The following is a 22,423-nucleotide window of genomic DNA, read 5'->3' on the forward strand; positions in this document are numbered from 1 at the left end:
GTAAATCCCCGATTTAAGAAAATCGTAAAAATCGGATTTTTCCGAACATTATTGCCCTTAACTACTTGTTGGTTAAGGTTGCTCGTCCCTTAACCCCTTGGGGCTGTAAGGAAAGTTAAAAGGATTTACGTGGCGAGCCAGACGGGTAAAGTGGCCTCAAACACCGGACTAGCTGGTTCAGTACTGAGCATTTGGGTCGTTCATGTTCGTTTATGTAATGCCGTAAACCACTGGATAACCAGTGCGGTTTGAGGGGTCAAAAATAGACTTCAAGTTAGGTAAAGAATCAACTTGAAGTCTACTCGGTTGTAGAAAGGTAGGTGTGATCCCGGAATTTCCGTCTTGTAATCTTAATAATTCTTAATCGCCTCATACACTCTATTTTTTCCGACTGAACTGACGCAACCATTTTTCATCCATTTAATTTCTGGCTACCGTTTTCAGTAATAACCTTAACGCCTTCATCGACACTACCCAGTCAACGCTCTAACGATTCTTCTTGAAATCCTCGCATGATCCTGGCTAATCCGACATCCGAGCTCTAGACGTAACATTGTTTATCCATCTCAGAACAAATTTCACGGTGTAACTAAATGCTATTCAGTTTTTGGTGAAGTGCCTAAACCCTGAAACTTTACGGTTGTTTCCACTAGAGTTCGTTAGAAGGTTTACCTTATGGTTCTGACGCCTGATTCTGATACTTAAAGCTGTGACGCTTAAAACGTGATTCTGATACTCGTACAACATAAACCAGACTTACGTCAAAACGGAAATCGGCTTTACGAAACTGAAACGTTGTATCAACTAGATCAAGTGGTACTTGTGACTCAACTGGCCACCCCTGATCCTTTCTACGCCTATAATATACCACGTGTTGTAAGCGGTTGCAACCAAAATACAAAAAAATTTATCGCCCGTTAAACTCCCCGCTCCCCCCTAATTTTGCACAAAAAAATGCCGCCACCACCTGGGTGTCGACATCAGTTCGCATAGCCCATAACCACCGGCCACAAGTCTTATAGGTTCTTGTTTGGAGGAAAGGTTCTATAATGCGGACTCGGTCTGATTATAAGTTATCCGCTAAGTAAGAATTCTTACTACTTATGCGTCGTCTTGAAACGCACACCTTAGTTATACAGCGAAACGCGCAAAATTGCACACGTTTAGCCTACCCATTAGGCGCTTAGTACCACGCCGGCTTGGCACCATCGGTATCGGGCTTGTTGACCCCTAACGATTCGTGGACGTGTTGGCTCGGGGCCTGGACCAATTGGGTCACCACTGCCGCGATACTCTTCCGGGAAACCTCGGTCCCCTTGAAAGGTTCGCCCTTCTGGGTAGTCTCGTAAGCCACCTCATCGTGGTTCGATAACCAAGCCGGCCGAATGATCGTGTAATCTAGCGCCGAGCCCTCGATGACCTTGGCAGCCGCGCTGTAAGTCTCCAGGTAGCCGCCATCCAGCATCTGATGGTTCCACTGACCGAAGGCACCGGGAACTTCGTCGTAGATTCCCAACGTGGAAATCCAAATCAGCCGTTGCACGTGCGCCTGGCCCATTGCGGTCACCACGGCTTGGGCCTCGGCTTCAATGTTGTGGCCCGCCAAGTTGGCGTACACCACGTCCACTTGAGCCATGGCCCGGGTGAGGTCGGCCACGTTCGCCGCATCGCCTTCGACAACGGTTACCCGGTCGCTAGCGGCATCCGCTAAGCGTTGCGCGTTACGTAAGAAGAGCGTCAGGTGGGCGTCGGTCTGCGCGAGTAACATTGGTACGGCCAACTGGGCGATCTTCCCGTGAGCCCCTAAAACTAATACGTTTGTCATCAGAACAAAACCCCTTTGTCATTGATTTGTTGACTATACTGTAACTCTAGTAATTACATTATGCAACCTAAACGACTCAGCAGTTAACCCCCTGCCCCCGTCACGAGGACACAAAAAAGCCAGCCCCAACTTACCGTTGAGCGCTGACCAATTGATTCCAGACTAGATTAACATCAGGGTTACGCCATCGATTGGGGTCAAGCTGTCGCCCATGTCCCCGAAGACCAGGTCGTGGTTAAAGACCGGTGAGGCGAGTTCCGTGAGGTTCGTTTTCTCGATCACTAGATGATAACGTCCTCGCTTATCCTTGCTTAGTTCGTAGTTGATGAACTCCTGCTCTGGCGCGTAATCCGCGAAGCGTGCCGCGAAGTGGCCGAGTTGATGAGAGACCACCAAGCGAATACCGTTTTCATCTCTAAAAATATGCAAAATTGTTCACTCCTATATTCAATAAACTGACTACTGGACGCGCAGGCGATCCGCAGATCCCCCACCGTCGGACTTCCGACTGGCGTCCTGCGGCCAATCACGTGGAAGCTGAGGGGCCCAATGACCCCCAAAATTTCACCATGTACGTCGATTGTACCATATTCACCCGCTAAATTTGAAGGGCTCCCTTAAAACTGCCCCGGTTTCGCGAAAAACCACGCGGGACGCTTGCATCTGCCCGGTTAAAAATGGTCTAATATTAATAATACGCCGAGAACGGGTCGCGGTTAATCGCCGACTCGTGGTCACCGGGTGGCACCGGTGGCGGACGACCGCCCGGCGCCCATTACTAATAATTCCGACAATAATTAATCATTAACTGCCGGTTGGAGGATGAAAAACATTGGCGAATACCAAGAATAGTCAGGCGGCCAAGATCCGTAAGCAGATCATCGCCTGGCTGCAAGATGAAGATAAGATTGAAGTGGTGTCCGAGGAACGGTTCCCCGGCATTCGGGGCATCCGAGCTGTGCAACTGCGGCAGATGCTAGGCGAGCAGGGTTATCCGCAGACCGCCGTCATGGGCGCAGTCTCCGCGGCCCCGTCCATCGACCACCGAATCCAAAAGGCGGCCTTAAAGCCGCGCGAGGTCTACTACTACTTCGTGGCCGACGCCGCCGTCAAGCCTAATAAGACGCCCAGCCCGACCACTGCTGCCCCCCGAGTAACCCGCCACACAACCCCGGGGGTGGGTCTAACCGCTACCCCGGCCTTCCGGGCCCTGCACACCGCCAACGATCAGCTGGATCAGGCCGTCGACGACCTGCTTACCGCGGCCCAGGCCCAGGCTCCACTCAGCGACCTGGAGATCGACTTTCTGACGGAACTGGCCACCCAGACCGCCAAGCAGGGCGAACTCTTACAGAAATTCGCGACCCAGGAACGCATCGCCCAGCTGCGGCACCATTAAGCAGACGACCGGCGGCTCAGCAGCCAGCCAGGACTTAACACCTGACGTGATCGTTTAGCAGGAAAACGACTTAATCACTTATTTAAATAAAAAAATATTCCGTTTTTTCTTGACTTTTCGGCCCATTACCCTTATCCTGTTACAAATTACTTTTATGGGGGACGATCATTCATGGCTTTACACGAAAATGACCGGGTTTATTGCAAGGAAACGGAACTATTTTCTACGTCATTTTACGGCTCCGTGACCAAGGTTTACGAACACGCGGTCTTGGTGAAAGTGGAACCAGAACAACTGAAGAAGAAAGAAACGGACAAGATTGATTCTTTCGGCGATCTCGTGGTCATCCGCCAATCGGAACTCCAACTGGTGAATGAAAACGGCGAGGCCATCGAAGAACCCGTCGACGAAAAGATTGAAGCTGCCGAATAACCGGCAACGGACACAAAAAAGGCCGAGATTGCGATCTCGGTCTTTTTTGATGTCTACCCCCAGCGTTAGCCTTGAGCGGGCTTCACGTAGGTGGCCAACTTGGCCATCAACTGCGGGAGTTCGTGGGCTAAGACCAGGCTCACGTGTTCGTGAATGGCCTCGCCCCGCGGGGTAATCTGAAAGACGTGGTACCGCCGATCGGTCGGCAAGGTTTCGTCTTGAATGTACCCACCTTTAAGTAACCGGCTGATTTGAATCGAAATCATGGATTGCCCGACGTGTAACCGCCGTGACAACTCACTCGTGCTGGTCTTTTCCCGAACCAATTCGTGTAAGATTCGGTATTGTTCAAACGTGACCGCGTCCCCACTGCTCGGTCGTTTGATAAAGGGCCGTAAGATGGAATTCAGTTGGTGAATTCGCTCAATATCCTTGGCCATTTCATCGTCTTCTGTCATGCTGCTCTTCCTCCTCATGCCAACCACTCGAGAGTGACGAACTTCCTGGGTGGCCGTCGTAAACATAGTCATCGCGAATCATCCTAGCCAACAAATTGCTGATTGACTAAGCTGATACTCTTCGTATTGTAACATAGAACAAACGGCTACACTGTAAACAAGTCACGACCGTGTCAAATATTTAAGGCATGAGCCGCCCTGGAAGCGTTCGTCGAGCGGACTAATCCTCCTCAAGCGGGCCCAAATCATCCAGCGGCCAACTCGCGTTATGGCGCGCCTCATCAATGATTTCGTTCATCTCGTCGGCGGTCCAAGACACCGGTAACCGCTTCTCTAAGTACAGGACCGTTAAGTATTGCACTCGCCGCCGAAATTTTAATAATTCCGGTGGAACTTGCACATTTACTAAATAGTGTGAACCGTACAATTCGTTATTATATTCCCTATTTATTTGTTGAAGACGTCTTATCTTATTGGTTAGTTTCCACTTCCCCGTGAGCCGTTCCGCCGAATCCTGAACCAGCACTTCCGGTCCCGGCTTTAACGCCACCATGGCCTGCTTCTCCTGTAACAGCAGGGTCATGGGATTAATGGTCTGGACGTACCGGCCGTTCAACCAGCTGTACTGACTCTTCTTCTGCTCAATCGGAATGAGTTGCAGGGGCCCGAGGACGTACGATAACGGGCGGCGCCCCTGGCTGATATCTGTATACGCTTGCATGTCTTGCCAAGTAACGGGACTAACTTGTTCCAAACGATCAATCAGCGTTATCGGGGAGACATCGGTACTCACGAAGCCGACGTGGGCGTTCCAAATAATCGTCGCCCCCCGCCGGGAACTGCCACCCGGACAATATTTCAGTAAGATCACGTGCTCCCAATCTATGGCGAGCTGCCGGTTAGGCACCTGATAGGTGACCACACTGGGTGTCAGCTTCGCCAATGTCAGACTATTTCTGACCTCAATCTCGCGGCGAAAAGCCGGCGTCAGATTGTTCCAAATCGGTTGTTGCATGAATAGCCGCCCCCTCCTTTTCAGGGCGCACAACTAACGGTCGTTGTGCATTGGCGCCGAAGTCGTTACCGACCTCAGCCGTTACTCTTACCATGGCTACCATGCCATAAATCACGAACATTAGCAAGAAATTAGCTCACCCTATAGATAAACGTCATATCAAACCATTATTGATATTGACGGTGTTTAACCGTGTTTGGCCGCAATGATTTAAAGCTAAAAAGATGAATTATAAACAAATTAATATAGATAATATTCGTGATTCTCGCCAAATTCTTAACCTAGTCACAGGAAGTTCTCGGGGTGAACTTGATATACTCAACGTAACGTTAAGTTAGGGAGATGATTGCAGATGCGTCACACGATTGGTGAAATCCTCCAGACGATTCGCCACTGTTGCTACCAAGACGATCTCCGGGGATTTAAACACGATCTGATGATGTTTGCCATCCCCGACTGGTACTACTTCAACCTCGAGAAAAGTCAGGCCTACTACCTGCCCACGGAAAAAGAAGACCTGCTGATGCGCTTCTTCGCCTTAGAACCGGCGAGAATGGCGCAGTTCCGGACGGCTGACGACCTGCCGCAAGCGGTCAACGAGGCGCTGCTGGACCTAGTCAAGAAGCACGCGTGGGAGTTTCGCCGGATGGGGCTGCCCTGGCCCGATAGCGCCCAGGTGGCGAAACGGCTGGGAAAACAGCCCGAAGACCCTACGGCGACCTTCCGTTACGCCGACCTTCTGCGCTTCTTACGGGTTACGATTCTCCAGAAGCCCGTGGTCTTACTGGCCGACTACTTTGGCCTTCCACCCCTGATCTACTGGCAGATGGAAACCGCCCAGGTGCCGGTGAACGCCGAGATCATTGCGTGGCTCAAGGAAGTCCTCAATACGGACGACCTGCGGCGCTACACCCACGCCACCGATCTGAAGACCGCGGTCGATCAGGCCTACGATGGTGGCTTCGTCCTGGAAGAACCTTAGGACACACGAAAAGGGCCTCAATCCCGGAATACCGGTGATTGAGGCCCTTTTTTAACGGTCAATTAACGTGCTTGGCGTTGGCGTCTTACCCCGTAGGCCACGGTCGCGGTGCTGATCAATAAGATCAGTCCGCCCACGCCTAATAGATCCAGGCGCGACTGTTCGTCGGTCTGGGGTAAACGGTCCGTGGTAGCCGCGGCACCGCTCCGGCGAACCGGATACTTGCCTAAGACCTCCACGCCCTTCGTGGGTTCACTAATTCGCGCTGCGGTTGGCGTAGTCGTGGCCGCGGCCCGCGTTGTGGGTTCGGTTCGCGGCGTTGACGTCCGTTCGGCTGCAGCTGGCGCCGTGGTTCGGTCGGTTGGCTTGGTCGCCGGGGCCGTCTTCGCTGTCGGCGCTGATTTGGCCGCTGGTGTGGTTGCGGCGGTCTTTAAGCGTTCGTAAATCATGGTCACCGTTGCCGACTTCACCGTAAACTCGCCGTTGGCTTCCCCGACCACGCGTGCCAGGACGTACCCGGCGATCTTGGCGATGGGCACCCGGTACTGGGTCCCCAAGTTCCCGCTGAGGGTCTGATCCGGTGCCAAGCGGTGGCCGGCGCTATCCTGATAGTGAATGGTGACGGGCGCGCCCTGGGTAGCCGGTTCACTCACCGTAGCGGTGGTTTGCAGCGACGTAGTTCCCGCGGCCGCCTGCGCGTTGGTGACGGTTAGGCCGCTCCCCACGGCTAACCCTACTAATAAAGTAACTTTTAGCCAAAATTGTTTGGTCATGATGCACACTCCCCCATGAGCATCGATTGCGATACTGCGTTAGTTTCAACTTTAGTGTACCAGCTAGCGGCGACTAGGGATTGGTTTGGTGGGTGAATTAGTGGGGAAACGAAGGTATGTTTATTAAGGGCGACCACGTAAAAAATCGCGCATCAGGGTTATTCCTGATGCACGATTTCTTATTAATTAACAAAAGTCAGTTTGTAAGGTTACTTAGCGGCGGTAAAGTCACCGTCAGTCGTCGTAGACGCTACGCTCCCCTTAACGGCCGTGTAGTAAACCTTAGACGAAGAACCGTAAGTCCCTTGGTCCGCACTCTTCAACGTGTATTGATAAGCAACGTACGTCCCATCAGCGTTCTTAGTAGTCGTCTTGGCCACAATCGTGTCCAACTTATCGGTCTTCAGTTGTGCTTCGATGTTCGCAGCAGTTGCCGTCGTACCACCAACTTGCTTAAAGAACGTGTCCTTAGCTAAAACAGCCTTGGCCGTATCGTTCCAGTAAGCTGACAAAGCAGTTTGGGCAGCAGCATCAACATCGTTGTTATAAACCGTTGGCGTCAGCGTTAAATCAGCTTCGGCGTTTTGGTTAACGTAAACCACAACCGAACCACCCTTAGCCACAGAGTTAGCCGTACCCAGACTATCATAAGTGTAGCCAGCAGGTAAGTTAGTCGTGTCCTTAGCTAACTTCACGAGATCAGCATTTTCAACCGTATCGTTCTTAGCAGTCGTTGGCATCGCAACCACCTTGTCGGCAACAGAGGCACCAGTGGCCTTGTTAACGAACTTCAAGGTAATTCCGTTTTGAGCTTGAACTTCAGCACTTTGAGCTGAAGAAACGGCACCGCTGTAGATCCAACCGTTGATGGATGGGTTAGCAGCGTCTTCAACGTAGTAGTACAGTGAACCTTCGCGGGTCTTCGTAGCGGCCTTGGTGATGGTCAAAGTATCCTTAGCAAATGGCGTGGTGTCCTTAACTTGCTTGGAAGCCTTGTATTGAGTGTACTTCGGTGCGTTCCACGTTACGTTAGCCTTACCAGGCTTAGCGAAGTAAACCTTGGTAGTCGTTGGCATCGTAGCATCCGTCATGGTGTTGGCAGTCTTGATCCCACCAGAAAAGGCAGAAGTACTCTTCCCACCGTAGATGTAGCCACGGTACTTACCGTTCATGGTAACGACCTTGTAGTAAACGGAACCCTTGTTGGTCGTCGCAACGGCGTAAGCCCGGAAGTAGTCCGCAGACTTCTTGGAAGTAGCCAGCTTCTTCATGGTCTTCTTGGAAGCCACGACCTTAGCCCCCTTAACCGTCCCCGGCTTAGAGTAGATAGCGTTAGTTCCCGTGGAAACAACGTTCCGAGTATCCCCGGCGGTCTTTAAAGTCTTAGTAGAAGTCACCTTTGCGTAGCTCTTGGCACTAGCAGTCGTTGACAGCGTCGTTACGGCACCTAAACTCAGCGCAGCTAAACCAAGGTATAACGTCTTAGTTAAACGTGATTGCATGATGTATTTTCTCCTCTGAAAATTGTAAGTTTATTGAACGGTCTTTAGTATAGCAGAATAATTCCACATTAGGTTAATAATTTTTTGATTACCGTTCAGTAATGCGTCAATTATATAAAGCGTACTTAGTTACCTAAAACAAAAAGGCCTAATTCGACATGAATTAAGGCCTCTCTGAATTGAAATTATCTAAAAAACTAATTACCCAAAGATAGAGTTACCAGTATTTACAGTAATATTAACTGGTGATTTACTACCATAAATCGTTTCAGCTGTATAGAATAATTGGGCGTCATTGCTACCAAAAATCCCCTTATTAGCAGAGGTCAAAGTATACTTAACATATGCAGCGATACCAACCGTATTCGCGGCAGCGGCGGCATTGCTAGCATCACCACTTGTCTTAACATAGAAAGTTGGCGAATACAAAGTTCCAAGCTTATTATTATTAGCAAAAGCGGTTAAGTCTGACGAACTGTAGCTAGCTCCTTGACTGCCCGAAAACCCTGCAGTTAAAGTAGGGAACACAACCTGCTTAGCATATTTTTCAGCGGTAATCTTAGAATTATCAGTGGTGGTAGCACCGTTAGTCGTAGTAGTTGCGGCCTTAATTGCCGTAAGATATTCATTAGACTTAGTTTCATCCATAGAGGTAAGTTTGGTATTAGTTACCGTAGTACCATCAGTCCCTACATTCGTAACATATGCTTTAATCGTGTTAGTCACATTCGTACCCTTAGTAACGCTTAAAGTGATCGTGTCACCGGTCTTGGCAGATAGTAATGCTGCCTTATTAGCATTCGAAGATTTATCGTACGCGTACCCGGTACCTTTTAATTGAGCGTCTACCCAAGTAGCCGTGCCCTCGGCTGCGGTAGTTGCTTTTTCAGTAGTATCAGTACCTACAGCAGTACCCACAGCAGTAGCAGGTTCCTTATTAGAATCCGCCTTTAATCCTTGGAGTACGCCGCTTGCAACTACTTTTCCATCGTTAGCAAAATTAATTTTCACATCGGTCGCATGATTAAAGGATACCTTAGCATTAGAAGTAACAGCCTTGCTGTAGATCCAACCACTTACAGATGGGTGAGTAGCATCTTCTACATAGTAGTATAATGAACCTTCACGCGTCTTAGTAGCAGCCTTAGTAACCTTCAAAGAGTCACCAGCAAATGGCGTCGTGTTAGCAACATTCTTGGAAGCCTTGTATTGCGTGTACTTAGGTGCAGTCCACGTAACGTTGGTCTTACCAGGGTTAGCGAAGTAAACAGTCTTACCGATGTTAGTATCAGTAGTGTTTTCAGTCGTCGTGTTAGCAGACTTGATACCACCAGCAAAGGCAGTGTCAGACTTACCACCGTAAACGTAACCACGGTACTTACCGTCCATCGTTACAACACGGTAGTAAACGGAACCACGGTTAGTGGTCTTAACACCGTAAGCACGGAAGTAGTTAGCGGACTTCTTGGATGAAGCTAACGTAGCCATAGTGGCCTTGGAAGCAACAACCTTAGCACCCTTAACAGTACCTGGCTTAGTGTAAAGTGCGTTAGTACCAGTAGCTTCAACGTTACGAGTAGTAGCGTCGCTCTTCAAAGTACTGTATGCACCGGCAGTAGCATAGGATTTAGCTGAAGCAGTGGTTGAAACCGTAGCAACGGCACCAAAGCTTAATGCAGCAAGACCCAAGTAAAGAGATTTCTTTAAACTTGATTGCATAATCTTTTTTCCTCCAAACATATTGTATGTAATTTATCAAGCAGGAATAGTATATCATGATATTAGTGATTTTGTTAAGAATTACCCGTTGTGCTAGTTGAAATGGGACAATTAAAGTACATAAAAAGCCTGGCAGGCTTACACTTTTAAGTATCCTAAACAAAGAAGTGTGAACGATGTCAAGCCAATGTTATCTTACTCAACCTACAACTATCGTGCAAGCACCTTGGCAACCCTGGGTTGCGGTTGTAACGCCACTATATCAACGTTATGTTTCCTGCAAAATTCGGCAAAGAAAGAATGCTAATCATGCCAAAATATCAGATGTAACTATCATGGCTTTGATGTGTTGGCAGGTATCACTTGGTATCACTAATCAATGTGCTTTTTATCGTCTGTTAGTTGGGTTAGGGCTGACTGGTTTGCCGGAACGATCTCGTTTTAATCGACGGTGCACAGCTATGGGCTGTCTGCTCCAAACCCTGCGGGTTGGTTTAGTTAAACACTGTTTACCATCAGTGACTTACACCATCATAGATAGTTTTCCAATCCCATTATGCCAATCAATTCGTAATCATCGAGCCAAAGTTTTACGCTCACTTGCTGACATTGGCTATAATGCCACCAAGAAACAATGGTTCTATGGTTTAAAGGGACATTTTCAGGTCACCAATCAAGGCATTGTAGTGGCCTATTCAATTTCAGCTGCTTCAATTCATGATATTCGTTTAGTGCCAGAATTGATTGACCAATACGCTTGCTCACATGTTTTGGCCGATGTTGGCTACCTTAGTCAACCACTAAAAGATCAATTAAAGCAACGACACATTGATTTCTGGACACCCAAACGCCGTAACATGCCCCAATCACGACTGAATAGCACCTTATTGAAGCGCCAAAGGCGCATGATCGAAACTTTATTCTCTAAATGGCAGGTTTTATTTCAGGTTGAACATAATCGGGCCCGATGTCTGCGTGGCTTCAAAAGTCGATTAGAACAACTTTTATTCGTAGATACCTGGCAGCTAATTAACTAGCACAACGGGTTAAGAATTTTATTCTTCAATCAATAAATCACAATTCCTACCCCTCAACTACAAGTTCGATTATAGCGATTCCATGACCTATAGACAAGGAATTTGCTTCCTTTGTCGTCCGAATGAAATATTTTCATGGCTTTTGTAATATTCCTGTTACTTGTAACGCGTTCGTTACTATTATATTTATATTCTGCATTTTCATTAAGTTTAACCCGCCATTAAGGTAAGTCAATTCACTTGCATTTCTCCCCCAACGGTTCTAAACTACGGGTATCAAATGAAAGGGGGTGATGCTTTTTGGCAACGCAATGTAGCCTTAAAGTGATCGCTTCCGCGGAGAACGGAAACGATTAATCTCTTTAAGGGATGGCCGGCGAAATGATCTCGTCGGCCTTTTAGTTTGCCTGCGTTTTCCCCCTTCACCGGTCATCCCCACCACTACCCTTACTAGCCAACAAAAAGTTAAGGTATCCCTAATATTATCCTTTAAATCGTTGTAACTCCGGCATCATCCTCGTATACTTCAAGGTGGAGGTGAGAGAGATGCTCACGATTTATGTCGATCCTAAGCAACAGGATCAAGTCGTTCAGTTGTCCGACCAAGACCGTGGTTACTTGACCGTTTCTCGGCAAGCCCACACGGCACGCTATACCTTCTTCTTTGTTGGTCACCAACACCCGAGCTTTTGGCGCGACGGGAAGTTAACCGATGGCGCCGAAGAGACGGTGCGCACCATCGATGGGGTCCAACACTACCGTATCGCCTTTCGTTGATGAGTTGATCTGTCAGGATATGGCCACATCGCCTGAGATATCAGGCCATCAGCGACCAATTAAAAATGGTGTCACTAGTCAGTAGACCGGTGACACCATTTTTAACTTACCTAGAATTCAATTTAACCGCCTAAGCTTGGACGTCGCTCAGCCGAATGATGGGTTTTACCACCTCGCCGGACGCGGAATCCGCGAAGGCTTGTTGAATATCCTTAAAGTCATAGAACTTGACCAGCTTATCGAACGGGAACAGTCCCTTGCGGTAGTAGTCGACCATCTTCGGAATGAAGAGTTGTGGGATGGCATCCCCCTCGATCACGCCCGCCAACTGCTTCGATTCGGCCATAATGTCGGCCATGGCGTTCAACTCGAGCGGCCCCCCGATACCCAACAGGACACACTTCCCCGATGGCCGGAGTGCGTGAATCGCATCCAGGATCACCGGTGAGGCCCCCGTCGTGTCGATCGTGTAGTCGACACCGCCAGGGACCAGTTCCTTGATCCGGGCCACGGCGTCTTCCTTTTGATTGTTAATCACCGCCGTGGCGCCCAGTTCCTTGGCCAGCACCAGCCGGTTATCGTGCCGGTTGACCGCGATGATGTGTTCGACGCCGGCGATCTTGGCAGCCATGATGGCGGCTAACCCGACGGCCCCCGCACCGAAGACCACTAGTGATTGACCGAATTCCGGCTTGATAAAGTTTAGCACCGTGCCGGCCCCGGTTTGGAACCCACACCCCAGCGGGCCCAGGAGCGCCAAGTCGACGTCTTCAGGAACCTTGGTCACGCCGTGTTCGTCGACGACCGAGTAGGTGGCAAACGATGATTGGCCAAAGAAGGTCGAGATGGCCTGGCCATCAGTGGTGTGAATCCGGTTCGTCCCGTCGAACGCCTTACCCCCAAAGTTCAACTGGTTCAGGTTCACGCAGTTACCGGGATGGCCGCTACGACAGTTCGAGCAAACCCCGTCGTACGAGAACGACAAGACCACGTGGTCACCGGGTTGGACCGTGGTGACGGCCGAACCGACCCGTTCCACAATCCCGGAGCCTTCGTGGCCCAACGCGACCGGATACGGCGACAAGCCGGCCTGTTGGCCCTCGGCATCCGTATGGCAGATCCCACTCGCCACAATCTTCACTAAGACTTCGTTGGCTTTCGGATCGTCTAATTCAGCATCAATAATTTGGAGTGGCGCGCCTTGTTCGGTGGCTACCGCAGTTTTAATCTTCACTTGATGACCTCCAATATCATTTTTTGTGAAATAACGAACTATATTATAGCACGTTCCGGCCGGGGTGCCGCTATTTTTTTCGCCCGCCGCCGCAGGGCCTAACCAGCAAATGAGCGTTACCCCGATGCTACGGGATAACGCTCGTTTGAAATTGCTAATTCGGTTATCACGCCGGGCCGGCCGCGAAACCCTCACAACCAGCGCGGTTAATCTTTTCCTATTATTAGACCACCGGATGGGTCGCGTGGATGGCCGCCTTGAGTTCGTCCCCCAATCGCCGCATCCCCGCGTCGATCGCTTGGGGTGCCAAGCCGCTGTAGCTCAGGCGCAACGCGTTATGCACGTCACGGTTAGGGTAGAAGTTGGTTGCCGGCACGTAGGTGATGTGAGCCTGGGGCTGAATCGTGTGCGTCAGCAGTTCCCCCGCATCCAGGTCCGCCGGTAACGTGACCCAGTCGAAGAAGCCCCCGGCCGGCCGCGTATATTGGACCTCCTCCGGGAAGTAGGCGGCTAGCGCGTGCACCATGGCGTCGCGCTGGCGCCGGTAATGCTGCGTGAGGTTTTGGATGTGTTCATCTAGGTCGTTAGCCGTTAAGTACGCCGCAATCGCCGCGTGCACCACGTTATTGGCCTCCAGGTCCGAGGCCAGCCGCACCTTCAAGATGGCGGCCAACAAGTCCCCGTCGGCCACCAGCCACCCGGTCCGCAAGCCCGGCATCAGGATTTTCGAGAAACTCGACAGAAAGATCACCCGGCCCTGGGTATCGAAGCTCTTGATGGCCGGTAGGGGCGCGTGTTCGTACCCCAGGTCGCGGTACGGTGTGTCTTCCAGAATCACGAAGTCGTATTGGTTCGCCAGCGCGACCAGCTGTTGACGCTTGGTCGTGCTCATGGTAATCCCCGTCGGATTGTGGTAGTCCGGCACCGTGTAGAGTAGCTTAATCTTGGGGTGCCGGCGCAACGTGTCCTCCAGGGCGTTCAGATCAATCCCGTCCGTGGTCAACGGCACCGCGTGATACCGGGGTTGGTACAGATCGAAGGCCGCCAGGGCCCCGATATAGGCCGGTGTCTCCACCGCCAGTTCGTCCCCGGGATTCAAGAGGGCCTTGGCCACCAGGTCGATCCCCTGTTGGCCGCCAACCGTTAAGACCACGTTGTCGGCCGTGGTGGTCACTTGTCCCCACTTATGAATCCGGTCGGCCAGTTGTTGGCGCAGGGTCGCGTTCCCCTGCGCGGTCTGGTACTGAAACAGGCCCGCCCCGGCCTGGTCGATGGCCGTGTTGAAGGCTGCTTGCATCGCGGCGACCGGGAACAGTTGTTGATTCGGACTGCCCGGGGCAAACGAGATGGCCTGGTCGCTGGTATCGTGGGGGAATAACCCCGCCAGGGCCGAAGACACATCGGGATTAGCGCGTGTCGCCAGTAAATTTTTCATGATTTAGCTCTCCTTTCGGGCCGGCGAATCCGGTTCAACCGGTCAAACCTCAGAAGTTGACTATCACCCAACTAACTAATATGATAGAATACCTTTGAAAAAAAGTACAATTCATGTATGCTAAGTTTACGTGAAAGTAATTCATTTTAACCAAGGAGGTGGCCGGCTTGCTGCCATTCGCCTACCGCGTTTTTCAAGCCATCATTCAAGAACACACCTTTTACCGGGCGGCGCAGATCCTAAACGTCACGCCGTCCGCCATCAGCCACTCGGTCAACCAGCTGGAAAAGGAACTGGGCTTTAGCCTGTTCATCCGGACCCGCTCGGGCGTCGAGCTGACTCCCGACGGCAAGTCCGTTCAACCGCTGATCCAGGCCATCATCAACGCCGAGGAACGGCTAGAACAGGCCGCGGCCAACATCAAGGGGCTAAACGCCGGGTCCGTGCGTCTGGGCGCCTTCTCGTCCGTGTGCATCAACTGGCTGCCACCCATCATCCAGAACTTCAAGCAGGACTACCCGGACATCGCCATCAACGTCGAGCAGGCCGACTTCACCGAGATCGCCGCGGCCGTCAAGACCGGGCGGCTCGACCTGGGGTTCTCCGCGCTGCCGGTCAACGAGAAGCTGACGATCCTGCCGCTGATCAAAGACGAGATCTATTGCATCACCCCGGCCGACTTCATCCCCGCCAACCGAACCACGGTGACGGCGGCCGACCTGGTCAAGCAGAACTTCATCCTGCAACGGGGCGACTACGATAAGGACACCAAGGCGGCACTCGACCACTACCGCATCCAGCCTAACGCTCTGCGCTTCTCCATCGACGACCAGTCGATCCTGGCCATGGTCGAGGCCGGCATGGACATGGGCATCCTACCGGAGTTAGCGCTCCAACGCATCAGCGGTGACGTCAACGTTTACCCGTTCGACACGCGCTTCTACCGGACCATCTGCCTGGTGGTCAACAGCGCCCAGGCTAAGGCCCCGTCGACCGCCAAGATGATCGACGCCATCACCACCTACGTCACCACCAAGTACCCCGAGAAAGTCCTGCGACACCCGGGCGCCGTGTAACGCTCACGGCTTAGAACGTCAAAGTGACCATGATTCCCAATCCAGGAATCATGGTCACTTTTGTGTTTTCCCTTACTCGTTGCCGTGCTGAAAGTACGTGGTCAAAAATGGCCGGGTCTGCCGCAAGATCTCGGCCTGGCTGTAAGTCCGGTGGCCGTCCCCCCAGATGGAAAGCGCCGACCCGATATTGAGCCGACTCAGCGCCGGCGTACTGTGGTCCCAATTATCCCAGATGGCGTTGGTCCAATGCGCGTCCAGGTCCTTTTGCCAGAAGTCCACGTTGGCCGGTAAAAACATCTTGGGATTGGTAATCAGGTACAGGTACGAATAGTTCGCGTTGATGGTCTGAAAACCCGCCGCGTTCAGGTCCAGCAAGCTCGCTCGGCGGGCCCGGCGGCGGGGCACGTCCTGCGGATCATCGGGCTGGCCGTCGTAGCTCCAGTACAGGACCAGCACGTTATTGTCCAAGCGCGGTAGGTCCGCCCTTAAGATGCCGTCATTCCAGAGCGTTGCGCGCAGGTGGCGGCGATTTAAATCACGGTTGAGCCCGTTGGTGTACCGCAACATGGTCGGCGACGTGGTGGCCTGGGCCGCGCGATACTCGTCGCCCCCCAGCCCCACGTGCTGGTTGCGGTACAGCAGGCCGGTGTACTCGTGCAAGAGCCGCTTGACCAGATTCAGGGTCTGCGGGTGGGCCATATCCAATTCCCCGTCCACGGCGATCCGGCGGACCAGCTGCCGGTTAGACCGGCTCGACTGGCGCAACAGCTTGATCAACGCCCGGCTATGACCCGGCGTATCGATCTCGGGGATCACCTCGACGCCACGCTGGTGACCGTACACCACCAGGGTGCGCAGTTGTCGTTTGCTTAAAAACGCCAGCTTGGTCCGGCGGTTATAGTAGGTCTGCCCCCGCTTGATGGCCCGCTGCGTGGTCTGGCCCAGTAGCCGACTTTCCACCCCGTACCGCGAATCATCCGTGAGGTGCAGCTGCAGGAAGCTGCCACCCCCCGCGTGAATCTGGTCAATGAACTGCTTGATGGACGCCACCGAGTAATACTGCCGGGCAACGTCTAAGATCAGGCCCTTACTGGGGACCCGTTCGGGCGCTCGCACCGTCGAATGACCCGTTAACGGCACCCAGCTCAGTCCGACCACTACGACCACGGCCACAATCCACTTGCCAACTTTGCGCATCTTGTCTAACGCCTCCCGAATTTCGAATTTCTTCCAGCATACTGGATTTATCACCCTAACTCGGCCGCAACGCAAAAAACGCAGGCCCCCAGCTGGGAACCTGCGTCCTTTACGTTGCACGGAAAGAATAAGTTAGGCTTGGGCGGCGGGCAGCGGCGTCTTCGTGGTCTCAACCACGGTCGCGCTCACCGGCGTGGCGTAGAGTTCCACGTCCTGCTTCGCAAACAGCTTAGTTGCGGCCATCTTGCCCATCAATTCGAGGGCTTCGTCGGCCGTCAGATCGGCGTTAACGTACTTCAAACGTAAGTTCTTAATCCGATGATCGGTCCCCTTGAACGTTAACTCTAAAGCTTTCATAAGTTAATTTCCCCCTCTTAGATCCTTAGGCGACGGTGTTTTGCGTCGTAACGTTGGCGCGGATGAACGGCAGACCCGTCAAACCGGCTAAATAGCCCCCAAACGCTTCGATCTGTTCCGGCTCCGGTGCACTCACCCCGTTGTTCAGAACAATCCGGGCGGGGTGCGTCGCGTCGGTCCCCAGTAGAAAAGTGATGGATGTTTTTAACCAAGTCTTAGTCATTGTTGTGACCCCTCTCAAAGTTATGGTGTGTAAGTCGGCTGGCCAACCCTTACACTCTTACTAACGAAATTGCGGGTGGGGTTGTCACCCCCTAATTCCAATCCGGCCAAAAATTTTGACGCCGCAGCCGGTTTACCAGCGTCTTGCGCCACCGTAACACGGTCTGCCGGCTGACCTGACAGCGCCGCGCAATCTCCGCGGCCGTCAGGTGATTGACCAACGTGCCGTTCAGATAGGTCCACTCGCCCAGCGTCCCCTCCTCGCGAATCAACCGTAACAGGCGCGCCTGATACAAGCGCACCTCCAGGTCTCGTTGGAGGTCGCCGGTGTTGGGTAATTCCGCTAGCAACGCGGCGTGATCCCCGTCCGCGCGGTACTGATTCTGCCGCCGTTCCTTCCGCAACCGATCCAGGATGGTCCAGTAGATTTTCTGCTGCGCGTAGGCCAAGAATTGATGGGGCTTTTCCAGCGGATCATCGGGGAAGCGCTGGTACACCTTGAGAAATAAGAGGCGACTTTCCTGCAGGTAATCATCATAGTCCGCGTGGAGCGGTGAAAGGTGTAACTTCTTCAGCGCGGCGTGGAGAATGACCTCGTGGTCACCCGTAAACAAGAATTTGAAAGCATCCTGTGCGTCTCTCAATATAAATTCCTCATTTCCAACTAGATTTTGTCCCCTCAAGGGAACAGCTTCTAAGTTATCAAACCGGTCTAGACCCGTCTAATGGCCGTTTTCACCCCCGCCACTGGCTGATAGCCGCTCTCAATTTACGGGTCTAATCATAAGAACGGTTTCTTCGCCGGGACGGCTGGGTGCCGGAACCAGTCAATCCGACCCGTTTACCGTTAATTTTAGCGACAGTTGGGTCGACGGAAATTTTATTTTTTTGACTATTCGTGGTATAAATAGATTGTGAGAAGTTTATCATTAAGAAGGAGTGGGGATTTCATGCAGTCAACAACCTGGTTACCCTGGCTTACCGCCACGGCAGCCGTTCTTTTCGCCATCGGGGGCTCGGGGACCACGGCGGCCGCCAAGACGTATACGCAACACGGCAACGCGCTGGCAAATTACAACGTCGCCAAGTATCGGACGGTCAACAACCGGAATCTATCCGTCAAACGCTATAGTTTTACCGGTCAAGGGTCAACTTTGACCAGCATTCGGGGTAAACGGGTCGGTTTTAAGACCAACCTGTTATTACCCGACCAAACCGGTTGGCAAAACCCACAGAGTCTGGTCATGACCAAGACCGGCAGTACCATGTACGTGCTGAGCACGCAGCATAACGACCGCGGCTTCATCGCCAAGTATAACCTGACCGCCCTACGGAAGTTGGGAGCAACCTCGGGCGCGTTAGCTCTGGCCTTCAAGGACCAACGCCAACACACCCTAACGGCCCGGGATAAGGCCATCATCAAGAACGTCAAGGTCGGACCCGAATTCGCCTGTGGTCACGGCCAATCGCTTGCCCGTAACCCTAAGAACGGCCAACTCTGGTTCGTGGGGGCTACGGCCATCCACAGTAACGTCCAACAGGTCAGCACCAAAACCTTAAAACCCGTCAAGCGGATCAACTTTACCCTGAAGAGCACGGTCCCGATGGGCGAAAACCTGACCTTCGACAAACACGGCAACGCCTACTTCTACACCTATTCCAATGGTGGGTGGGCACCCAAGGGTAGCGTCAAAATCTATCAAGGGAAGATTCACAGTAAATCCGTGCGCTTCCACCTCATCATGCAGGGGTTGCGCCATAACCCCGGGACCAAGAGTCAGTCGTTAGCGTATAATGCCCAGCGCAACCGGCTATACTTCATCAGCGACGGCAGTATCTCCTCGATCCCCGTTAGCAAGCTGGGCCACCTCAAGGCCAAAGACGTCGAAGCCACGAACCTGAACGGCCACCGAGAGTTCGAAGGCCTTCAGTTCACCAGTAACGGTGCGGGTTACCTGCTCACTAACCGTCCCGCCCAGGTGATGCGTACCACCAAGAATTTCTAACCTCATATACGGGTACTACAGGAAGCTCCGGTTAACCGGAGCTTCTTTTTTGACGGTACGTCAAAAAGGAACCAAGTTTTCGCATCCCCACGAAAACTTGATTCCTTGACTTAGACGCGACGACCACTAAAGGCTTCACTCGCCGGTAAGGTCTTCCCGGCCACCATCCCGGTGATGGTGACCAATTGCTAATCAGACGACAAAAGTTGACCGTGCAAAAACTAGTCGTTGCACCCGGGGGTCGCCCCAGATGAGGGGGAATACTACCCTTAAAGCCGCGATGGTCTCGCTCCTAATTATACGAACATACGTTCAAGATAGCAAGGCTTGTTTGCCGCGTTCTGACCGCGCGCCCCGCCATCGGCGTAAACGGTGATCCGGTTCTCTCCCGCATCACGGTGGGCCAATTCTCGATGCCCACTGCGCCCACTTTACCGCCTGAAACGTCATTCGTCAATTCAACTTGCGACCGTTAACTATCGGACCCCCGCTAAACGTTGATTGGTCACGCTTTGCCGGTTCTCAGCAAATTCTTACTTTTCACCGCCGCAACCCCTTTCGACCACGGCCCCCGCTGTCACGGGCTGTCCCGGACCGCCAGCAACCCCCAGCCGGTCTTAATCCCGCCAACCGCGTTCCCCAAGAACGGTTTAAACCCCGTACGACCAGCCCCATTTTTCGACAAAAATCACGGCCCTTAATTGTTAAAATAATCTGCCAATCAGTCATCTTTAGGTTGGTTTTCCGACGCACCCATGGTAGAATTAAGGCTGTAAAGTTAAGTCTTAGTCAGCTTAGCTTCTCAAATTTATGACGAATTCAGCTCGCCCACTGCACCTATCTCGTGGGGGAGCTGTTTCCGCTTTGATGGCCGTTTTAGCCAACGTTACGTAATCTCAAAACTGTTACGTTTTTCCAATCTTACCCAACTCTAAGGCAACTCAAAAATCGTTAACGGCCATCCGGTCGTTAACGATTTTTTTATGGTTTATTCGTATGCTAAGGCTTCGATCGGATCAAGCTTGGCGGCCCGACTCGACGGTGCCAAGGCGGCTAATAGGCTAATCACAATCGCCACCACGATCCCGAAGATCAGGTAGTTCCCCGTGATGCCAATAATGCTGTAGCCAATATACTTGGTCGCGACGTTGTTGGCTAAGACCGCCACCAATTCGGTGAAGACCAACGCCAGGATACTGGAGAACAGTCCCAAGAAGAAGGCTTCCGACAAGAACAGGTTCTTGATGTCGCGGCGCCGAACCCCTAAGGCTCGCAGAATCCCGATTTCCTTGGTTCGTTCGGACACGCTGATGTAGAGCACCACGATGATCATAATTGCGGAGACTAGCAGCGAGATGCCGGCAATTGCGGCCAGGACGTAGAACGCCAACTGGATATAGGTGTTCAACGTCGATACGGTGGCCCCGGCCCCGGTCAACTGATACCGGGCCTTGCCGTTGCTGGTCTTAAGCGCGCGGATCTTGTCCTGCACGCCAGTGACGTGACTGAAGCCAGCAATGTCGACCGTCGCGAAGTTGGCCCGGAAGGTCAGGTGCTTGCTCTGGTACATCTGCTTGATGGTCTGAAGGTTGGTCTGTAACTGACCACTGCTCCCATCGGTCACCCCGCTGACCGTTAATTTCTTGGTCATCACGGTCGGAATGTTGTGCTTATCCATGGCCGTTAGGGAAACCTTAACCGTCTTGCCCACCAGCCGATAAGGATGTTGCTTATTGAATTTCTTGGCGAAATCCTTCGACAACATCACTTCACCGGTCTTGGGGGTGTGACCCTTCTTGACGCTCTTGGCCAACATCTGGTCGGTGACCGTTTGGACGATCTGCGCCGTCGAACTGGTACCGTTACGTTGGACCTGGGCCCCCTGAGTGTAGAAGCCCAGTTGGACCTTCTTGACGTGGTCGAGCCGCTTTAAGCGCTGCACGTCGGCGGTCTTCATCTCAACTTTCTTAGGGTTCTCACTGGTGGTCTTCTGGGCCACCTGAACGGCGGTAGGCTTAATCTGCGAATAGATTTCGTGATTAATGTAGCCCTTGACCCCGCGACCTAAGCCCAGCATCAGAATCACACTGAAAATCCCGATGGACGCCCCGAAGATGATCAACAGGTTGCGCCCCAAGTTATAGCGCATATGTTGTAAGGCCATGCGGACCATCGCCAGAAAGCCCAGGTGCTTCGCGGGCATCTCGGCATGGTCGTTAACCGGAAACGGGTCTTTCAGGTTCTCGTCGCGGTCGATGACCCCATCGGCCATGTGCACGATCCGCGTCCCGTGGTCGGCAACCTCTTGCGAATGGGTCACACAGATCACCAGTTTGCCGCTGGCCGCGATGTCGTCCATCAACGCCAGGATTTCCTGGGTGTTCTGCGAATCCAGTGCCCCGGTAGGCTCATCAGCGATGATGATGTCGGGGTCCGAAGCCAAGGCCCGCGCAATGGCGACCCGTTGCTTCTGCCCCCCCGAAAGTTGGTTGGGGTGCTTATGGCGGTGTTCCTTTAACCCCACCTGATCCAACAACTCGGTGGCCCGCTCGCGTTGCTCCTTGCGGCTGAGCTTGGTCATCTGTAGCGATACCATCACGTTGTCCAGGATGCTGAGGTGGCTAATCAGGTTAAAGTTCTGGAAGATAAACCCAATCGTTTGCCGCCGGAAAGTGTCCAGTTGCTTCACGGACGCGTGACGCAGCGACTCACCGTTCAGCAGGACGTCGCCCTCGTACTGGGCGTCCAACCCACCGATGATGTTCATCAGCGTGGTCTTCCCACCCCCGGACTCGCCCAAGATCGACACAAACTCGCCGCGGTCGAACTTCAGGCTGATTCCCTTTAAGACGGGAAAGGGTGTTTTATTCATGTAGTAAGACTTGTGAATATCTTTTAGCTCTAAAAAGCTCATAGGTACAGGTAACCCCCCTTTAATTCAGTAATATCCTGAACGATAACCTATTTCGGGCTAAAA

21 protein-coding genes are annotated in these 22,423 nt (G+C 52.4%); 7 read left to right on the plus strand and 14 right to left on the minus strand.

The genetic code is table 11. The features are described 5' to 3' along the window. Positions 1 to 1,183: 1,183 nt before the first annotated feature. Positions 1,184 to 1,825: an SDR family oxidoreductase gene (locus RI501_RS11360; protein ID WP_313822678.1), complete on the minus strand. Its 642-nt coding sequence runs from the start codon at positions 1,823 to 1,825 to the stop codon at positions 1,184 to 1,186. A gap of 162 nt (positions 1,826 to 1,987) precedes the next feature. Next, a complete protein-coding gene (locus RI501_RS11365; RefSeq protein WP_313822680.1) occupies positions 1,988 to 2,254 on the minus strand; it encodes a hypothetical protein in 267 nt (88 codons plus the stop codon). 403 nt (positions 2,255 to 2,657) lie between these two features. Here RI501_RS11365 and RI501_RS11370 point away from each other — a divergent pair, with 403 nt between their 5' ends. After that, on the plus strand, positions 2,658 to 3,224 hold the full coding sequence (locus tag RI501_RS11370) for a hypothetical protein (RefSeq protein ID WP_313822682.1): 567 nt from the start codon (positions 2,658 to 2,660) through the stop codon (positions 3,222 to 3,224). A 171-nt stretch (positions 3,225 to 3,395) separates the two neighbouring features. Beyond that, positions 3,396 to 3,656 carry a hypothetical protein gene (locus tag RI501_RS11375; protein ID WP_313822684.1) on the plus strand — a complete coding sequence of 87 codons (261 nt, stop codon included), beginning with the start codon at positions 3,396 to 3,398 and terminating at the stop codon, positions 3,654 to 3,656. Positions 3,657 to 3,721: 65 nt separating this feature from the next. Here the strand turns inward: RI501_RS11375 and RI501_RS11380 are convergent, their stop codons facing one another. Further along, on the minus strand, positions 3,722 to 4,114 hold the full coding sequence (locus RI501_RS11380; RefSeq protein WP_313822686.1) for a MarR family winged helix-turn-helix transcriptional regulator: 393 nt from the start codon (positions 4,112 to 4,114) through the stop codon (positions 3,722 to 3,724). Between the two features lie 220 nt (positions 4,115 to 4,334). After that, complete coding sequence (locus RI501_RS11385) at positions 4,335 to 5,129, minus strand: hypothetical protein (RefSeq protein WP_313822688.1); 795 nt, start codon at positions 5,127 to 5,129, stop codon at positions 4,335 to 4,337. A 352-nt stretch (positions 5,130 to 5,481) separates the two neighbouring features. On the opposite strand from RI501_RS11385, the gene RI501_RS11390 reads away from it, so the two are divergent. After that, a complete protein-coding gene (locus tag RI501_RS11390) occupies positions 5,482 to 6,111 on the plus strand; it encodes a hypothetical protein (RefSeq protein ID WP_313822690.1) in 630 nt (209 codons plus the stop codon). Positions 6,112 to 6,173: 62 nt separating this feature from the next. On the opposite strand, the gene RI501_RS11395 is transcribed toward RI501_RS11390, so the two are convergent. From RI501_RS11395 to RI501_RS11405, 3 genes are all read right to left on the minus strand, one after another. Next, positions 6,174 to 6,884 (minus strand): MucBP domain-containing protein, encoded by a 711-nt coding sequence (locus RI501_RS11395; RefSeq protein WP_313822692.1) that lies wholly within the window; start codon positions 6,882 to 6,884, stop codon positions 6,174 to 6,176. Between the two features lie 209 nt (positions 6,885 to 7,093). Further along, on the minus strand, positions 7,094 to 8,386 hold the full coding sequence (locus tag RI501_RS11400; protein WP_313822694.1) for a hypothetical protein: 1,293 nt from the start codon (positions 8,384 to 8,386) through the stop codon (positions 7,094 to 7,096). A gap of 201 nt (positions 8,387 to 8,587) precedes the next feature. Next, on the minus strand, positions 8,588 to 10,105 hold the full coding sequence (locus tag RI501_RS11405; RefSeq protein WP_313822696.1) for a hypothetical protein: 1,518 nt from the start codon (positions 10,103 to 10,105) through the stop codon (positions 8,588 to 8,590). Positions 10,106 to 10,281: 176 nt separating this feature from the next. On the opposite strand from RI501_RS11405, the gene RI501_RS11410 reads away from it, so the two are divergent. Together RI501_RS11410 and RI501_RS11415 are read left to right on the plus strand one after the other, a co-directional pair. After that, positions 10,282 to 11,142, plus strand: coding sequence for an IS982 family transposase (locus RI501_RS11410; RefSeq protein ID WP_064578772.1), 861 nt, complete (start codon positions 10,282 to 10,284; stop codon positions 11,140 to 11,142). 546 nt (positions 11,143 to 11,688) lie between these two features. After that, positions 11,689 to 11,919 (plus strand): hypothetical protein, encoded by a 231-nt coding sequence (locus RI501_RS11415; RefSeq protein WP_313822697.1) that lies wholly within the window; start codon positions 11,689 to 11,691, stop codon positions 11,917 to 11,919. A gap of 130 nt (positions 11,920 to 12,049) precedes the next feature. Here RI501_RS11415 and RI501_RS11420 read toward each other — a convergent pair whose 3' ends face one another. Both RI501_RS11420 and RI501_RS11425 read right to left on the minus strand, forming a co-directional pair. Then, a complete protein-coding gene (locus tag RI501_RS11420; protein ID WP_313822699.1) occupies positions 12,050 to 13,153 on the minus strand; it encodes an NAD(P)-dependent alcohol dehydrogenase in 1,104 nt (367 codons plus the stop codon). A 223-nt stretch (positions 13,154 to 13,376) separates the two neighbouring features. Beyond that, positions 13,377 to 14,588, minus strand: a complete 1,212-nt coding sequence (locus tag RI501_RS11425; RefSeq protein WP_313822701.1) for an aminotransferase-like domain-containing protein — start codon at positions 14,586 to 14,588, stop codon at positions 13,377 to 13,379. Positions 14,589 to 14,755: 167 nt separating this feature from the next. Between RI501_RS11425 and RI501_RS11430 the strand changes: the two genes are divergently transcribed. Continuing rightward, positions 14,756 to 15,664 (plus strand): LysR family transcriptional regulator, encoded by a 909-nt coding sequence (locus RI501_RS11430; RefSeq protein ID WP_313822703.1) that lies wholly within the window; start codon positions 14,756 to 14,758, stop codon positions 15,662 to 15,664. A gap of 72 nt (positions 15,665 to 15,736) precedes the next feature. Here RI501_RS11430 and RI501_RS11435 read toward each other — a convergent pair whose 3' ends face one another. From RI501_RS11435 to RI501_RS11450, 4 genes are all read right to left on the minus strand, one after another. Then, positions 15,737 to 16,861 carry a family 20 glycosylhydrolase gene (locus RI501_RS11435; RefSeq protein WP_313822705.1) on the minus strand — a complete coding sequence of 375 codons (1,125 nt, stop codon included), beginning with the start codon at positions 16,859 to 16,861 and terminating at the stop codon, positions 15,737 to 15,739. 132 nt (positions 16,862 to 16,993) lie between these two features. Continuing rightward, positions 16,994 to 17,218 carry a DUF2922 domain-containing protein gene (locus tag RI501_RS11440; protein ID WP_313822707.1) on the minus strand — a complete coding sequence of 75 codons (225 nt, stop codon included), beginning with the start codon at positions 17,216 to 17,218 and terminating at the stop codon, positions 16,994 to 16,996. A 25-nt stretch (positions 17,219 to 17,243) separates the two neighbouring features. Next, positions 17,244 to 17,441 carry a hypothetical protein gene (locus RI501_RS11445; RefSeq protein WP_313822709.1) on the minus strand — a complete coding sequence of 66 codons (198 nt, stop codon included), beginning with the start codon at positions 17,439 to 17,441 and terminating at the stop codon, positions 17,244 to 17,246. A 91-nt stretch (positions 17,442 to 17,532) separates the two neighbouring features. Beyond that, on the minus strand, positions 17,533 to 18,084 hold the full coding sequence (locus RI501_RS11450; protein ID WP_313822711.1) for a sigma-70 family RNA polymerase sigma factor: 552 nt from the start codon (positions 18,082 to 18,084) through the stop codon (positions 17,533 to 17,535). Positions 18,085 to 18,390: 306 nt separating this feature from the next. On the opposite strand from RI501_RS11450, the gene RI501_RS11455 reads away from it, so the two are divergent. After that, complete coding sequence (locus RI501_RS11455) at positions 18,391 to 19,446, plus strand: hypothetical protein (protein ID WP_313822713.1); 1,056 nt, start codon at positions 18,391 to 18,393, stop codon at positions 19,444 to 19,446. 988 nt (positions 19,447 to 20,434) lie between these two features. Here RI501_RS11455 and RI501_RS11460 read toward each other — a convergent pair. Further along, on the minus strand, positions 20,435 to 22,360 hold the full coding sequence (locus tag RI501_RS11460; RefSeq protein ID WP_313822715.1) for an ABC transporter ATP-binding protein/permease: 1,926 nt from the start codon (positions 22,358 to 22,360) through the stop codon (positions 20,435 to 20,437). Positions 22,361 to 22,423 lie beyond the last annotated feature (63 nt).

The organism is Levilactobacillus zymae, from assembly GCF_032190635.1.
Classification (GTDB): domain Bacteria; phylum Bacillota; class Bacilli; order Lactobacillales; family Lactobacillaceae; genus Levilactobacillus; species Levilactobacillus zymae_A.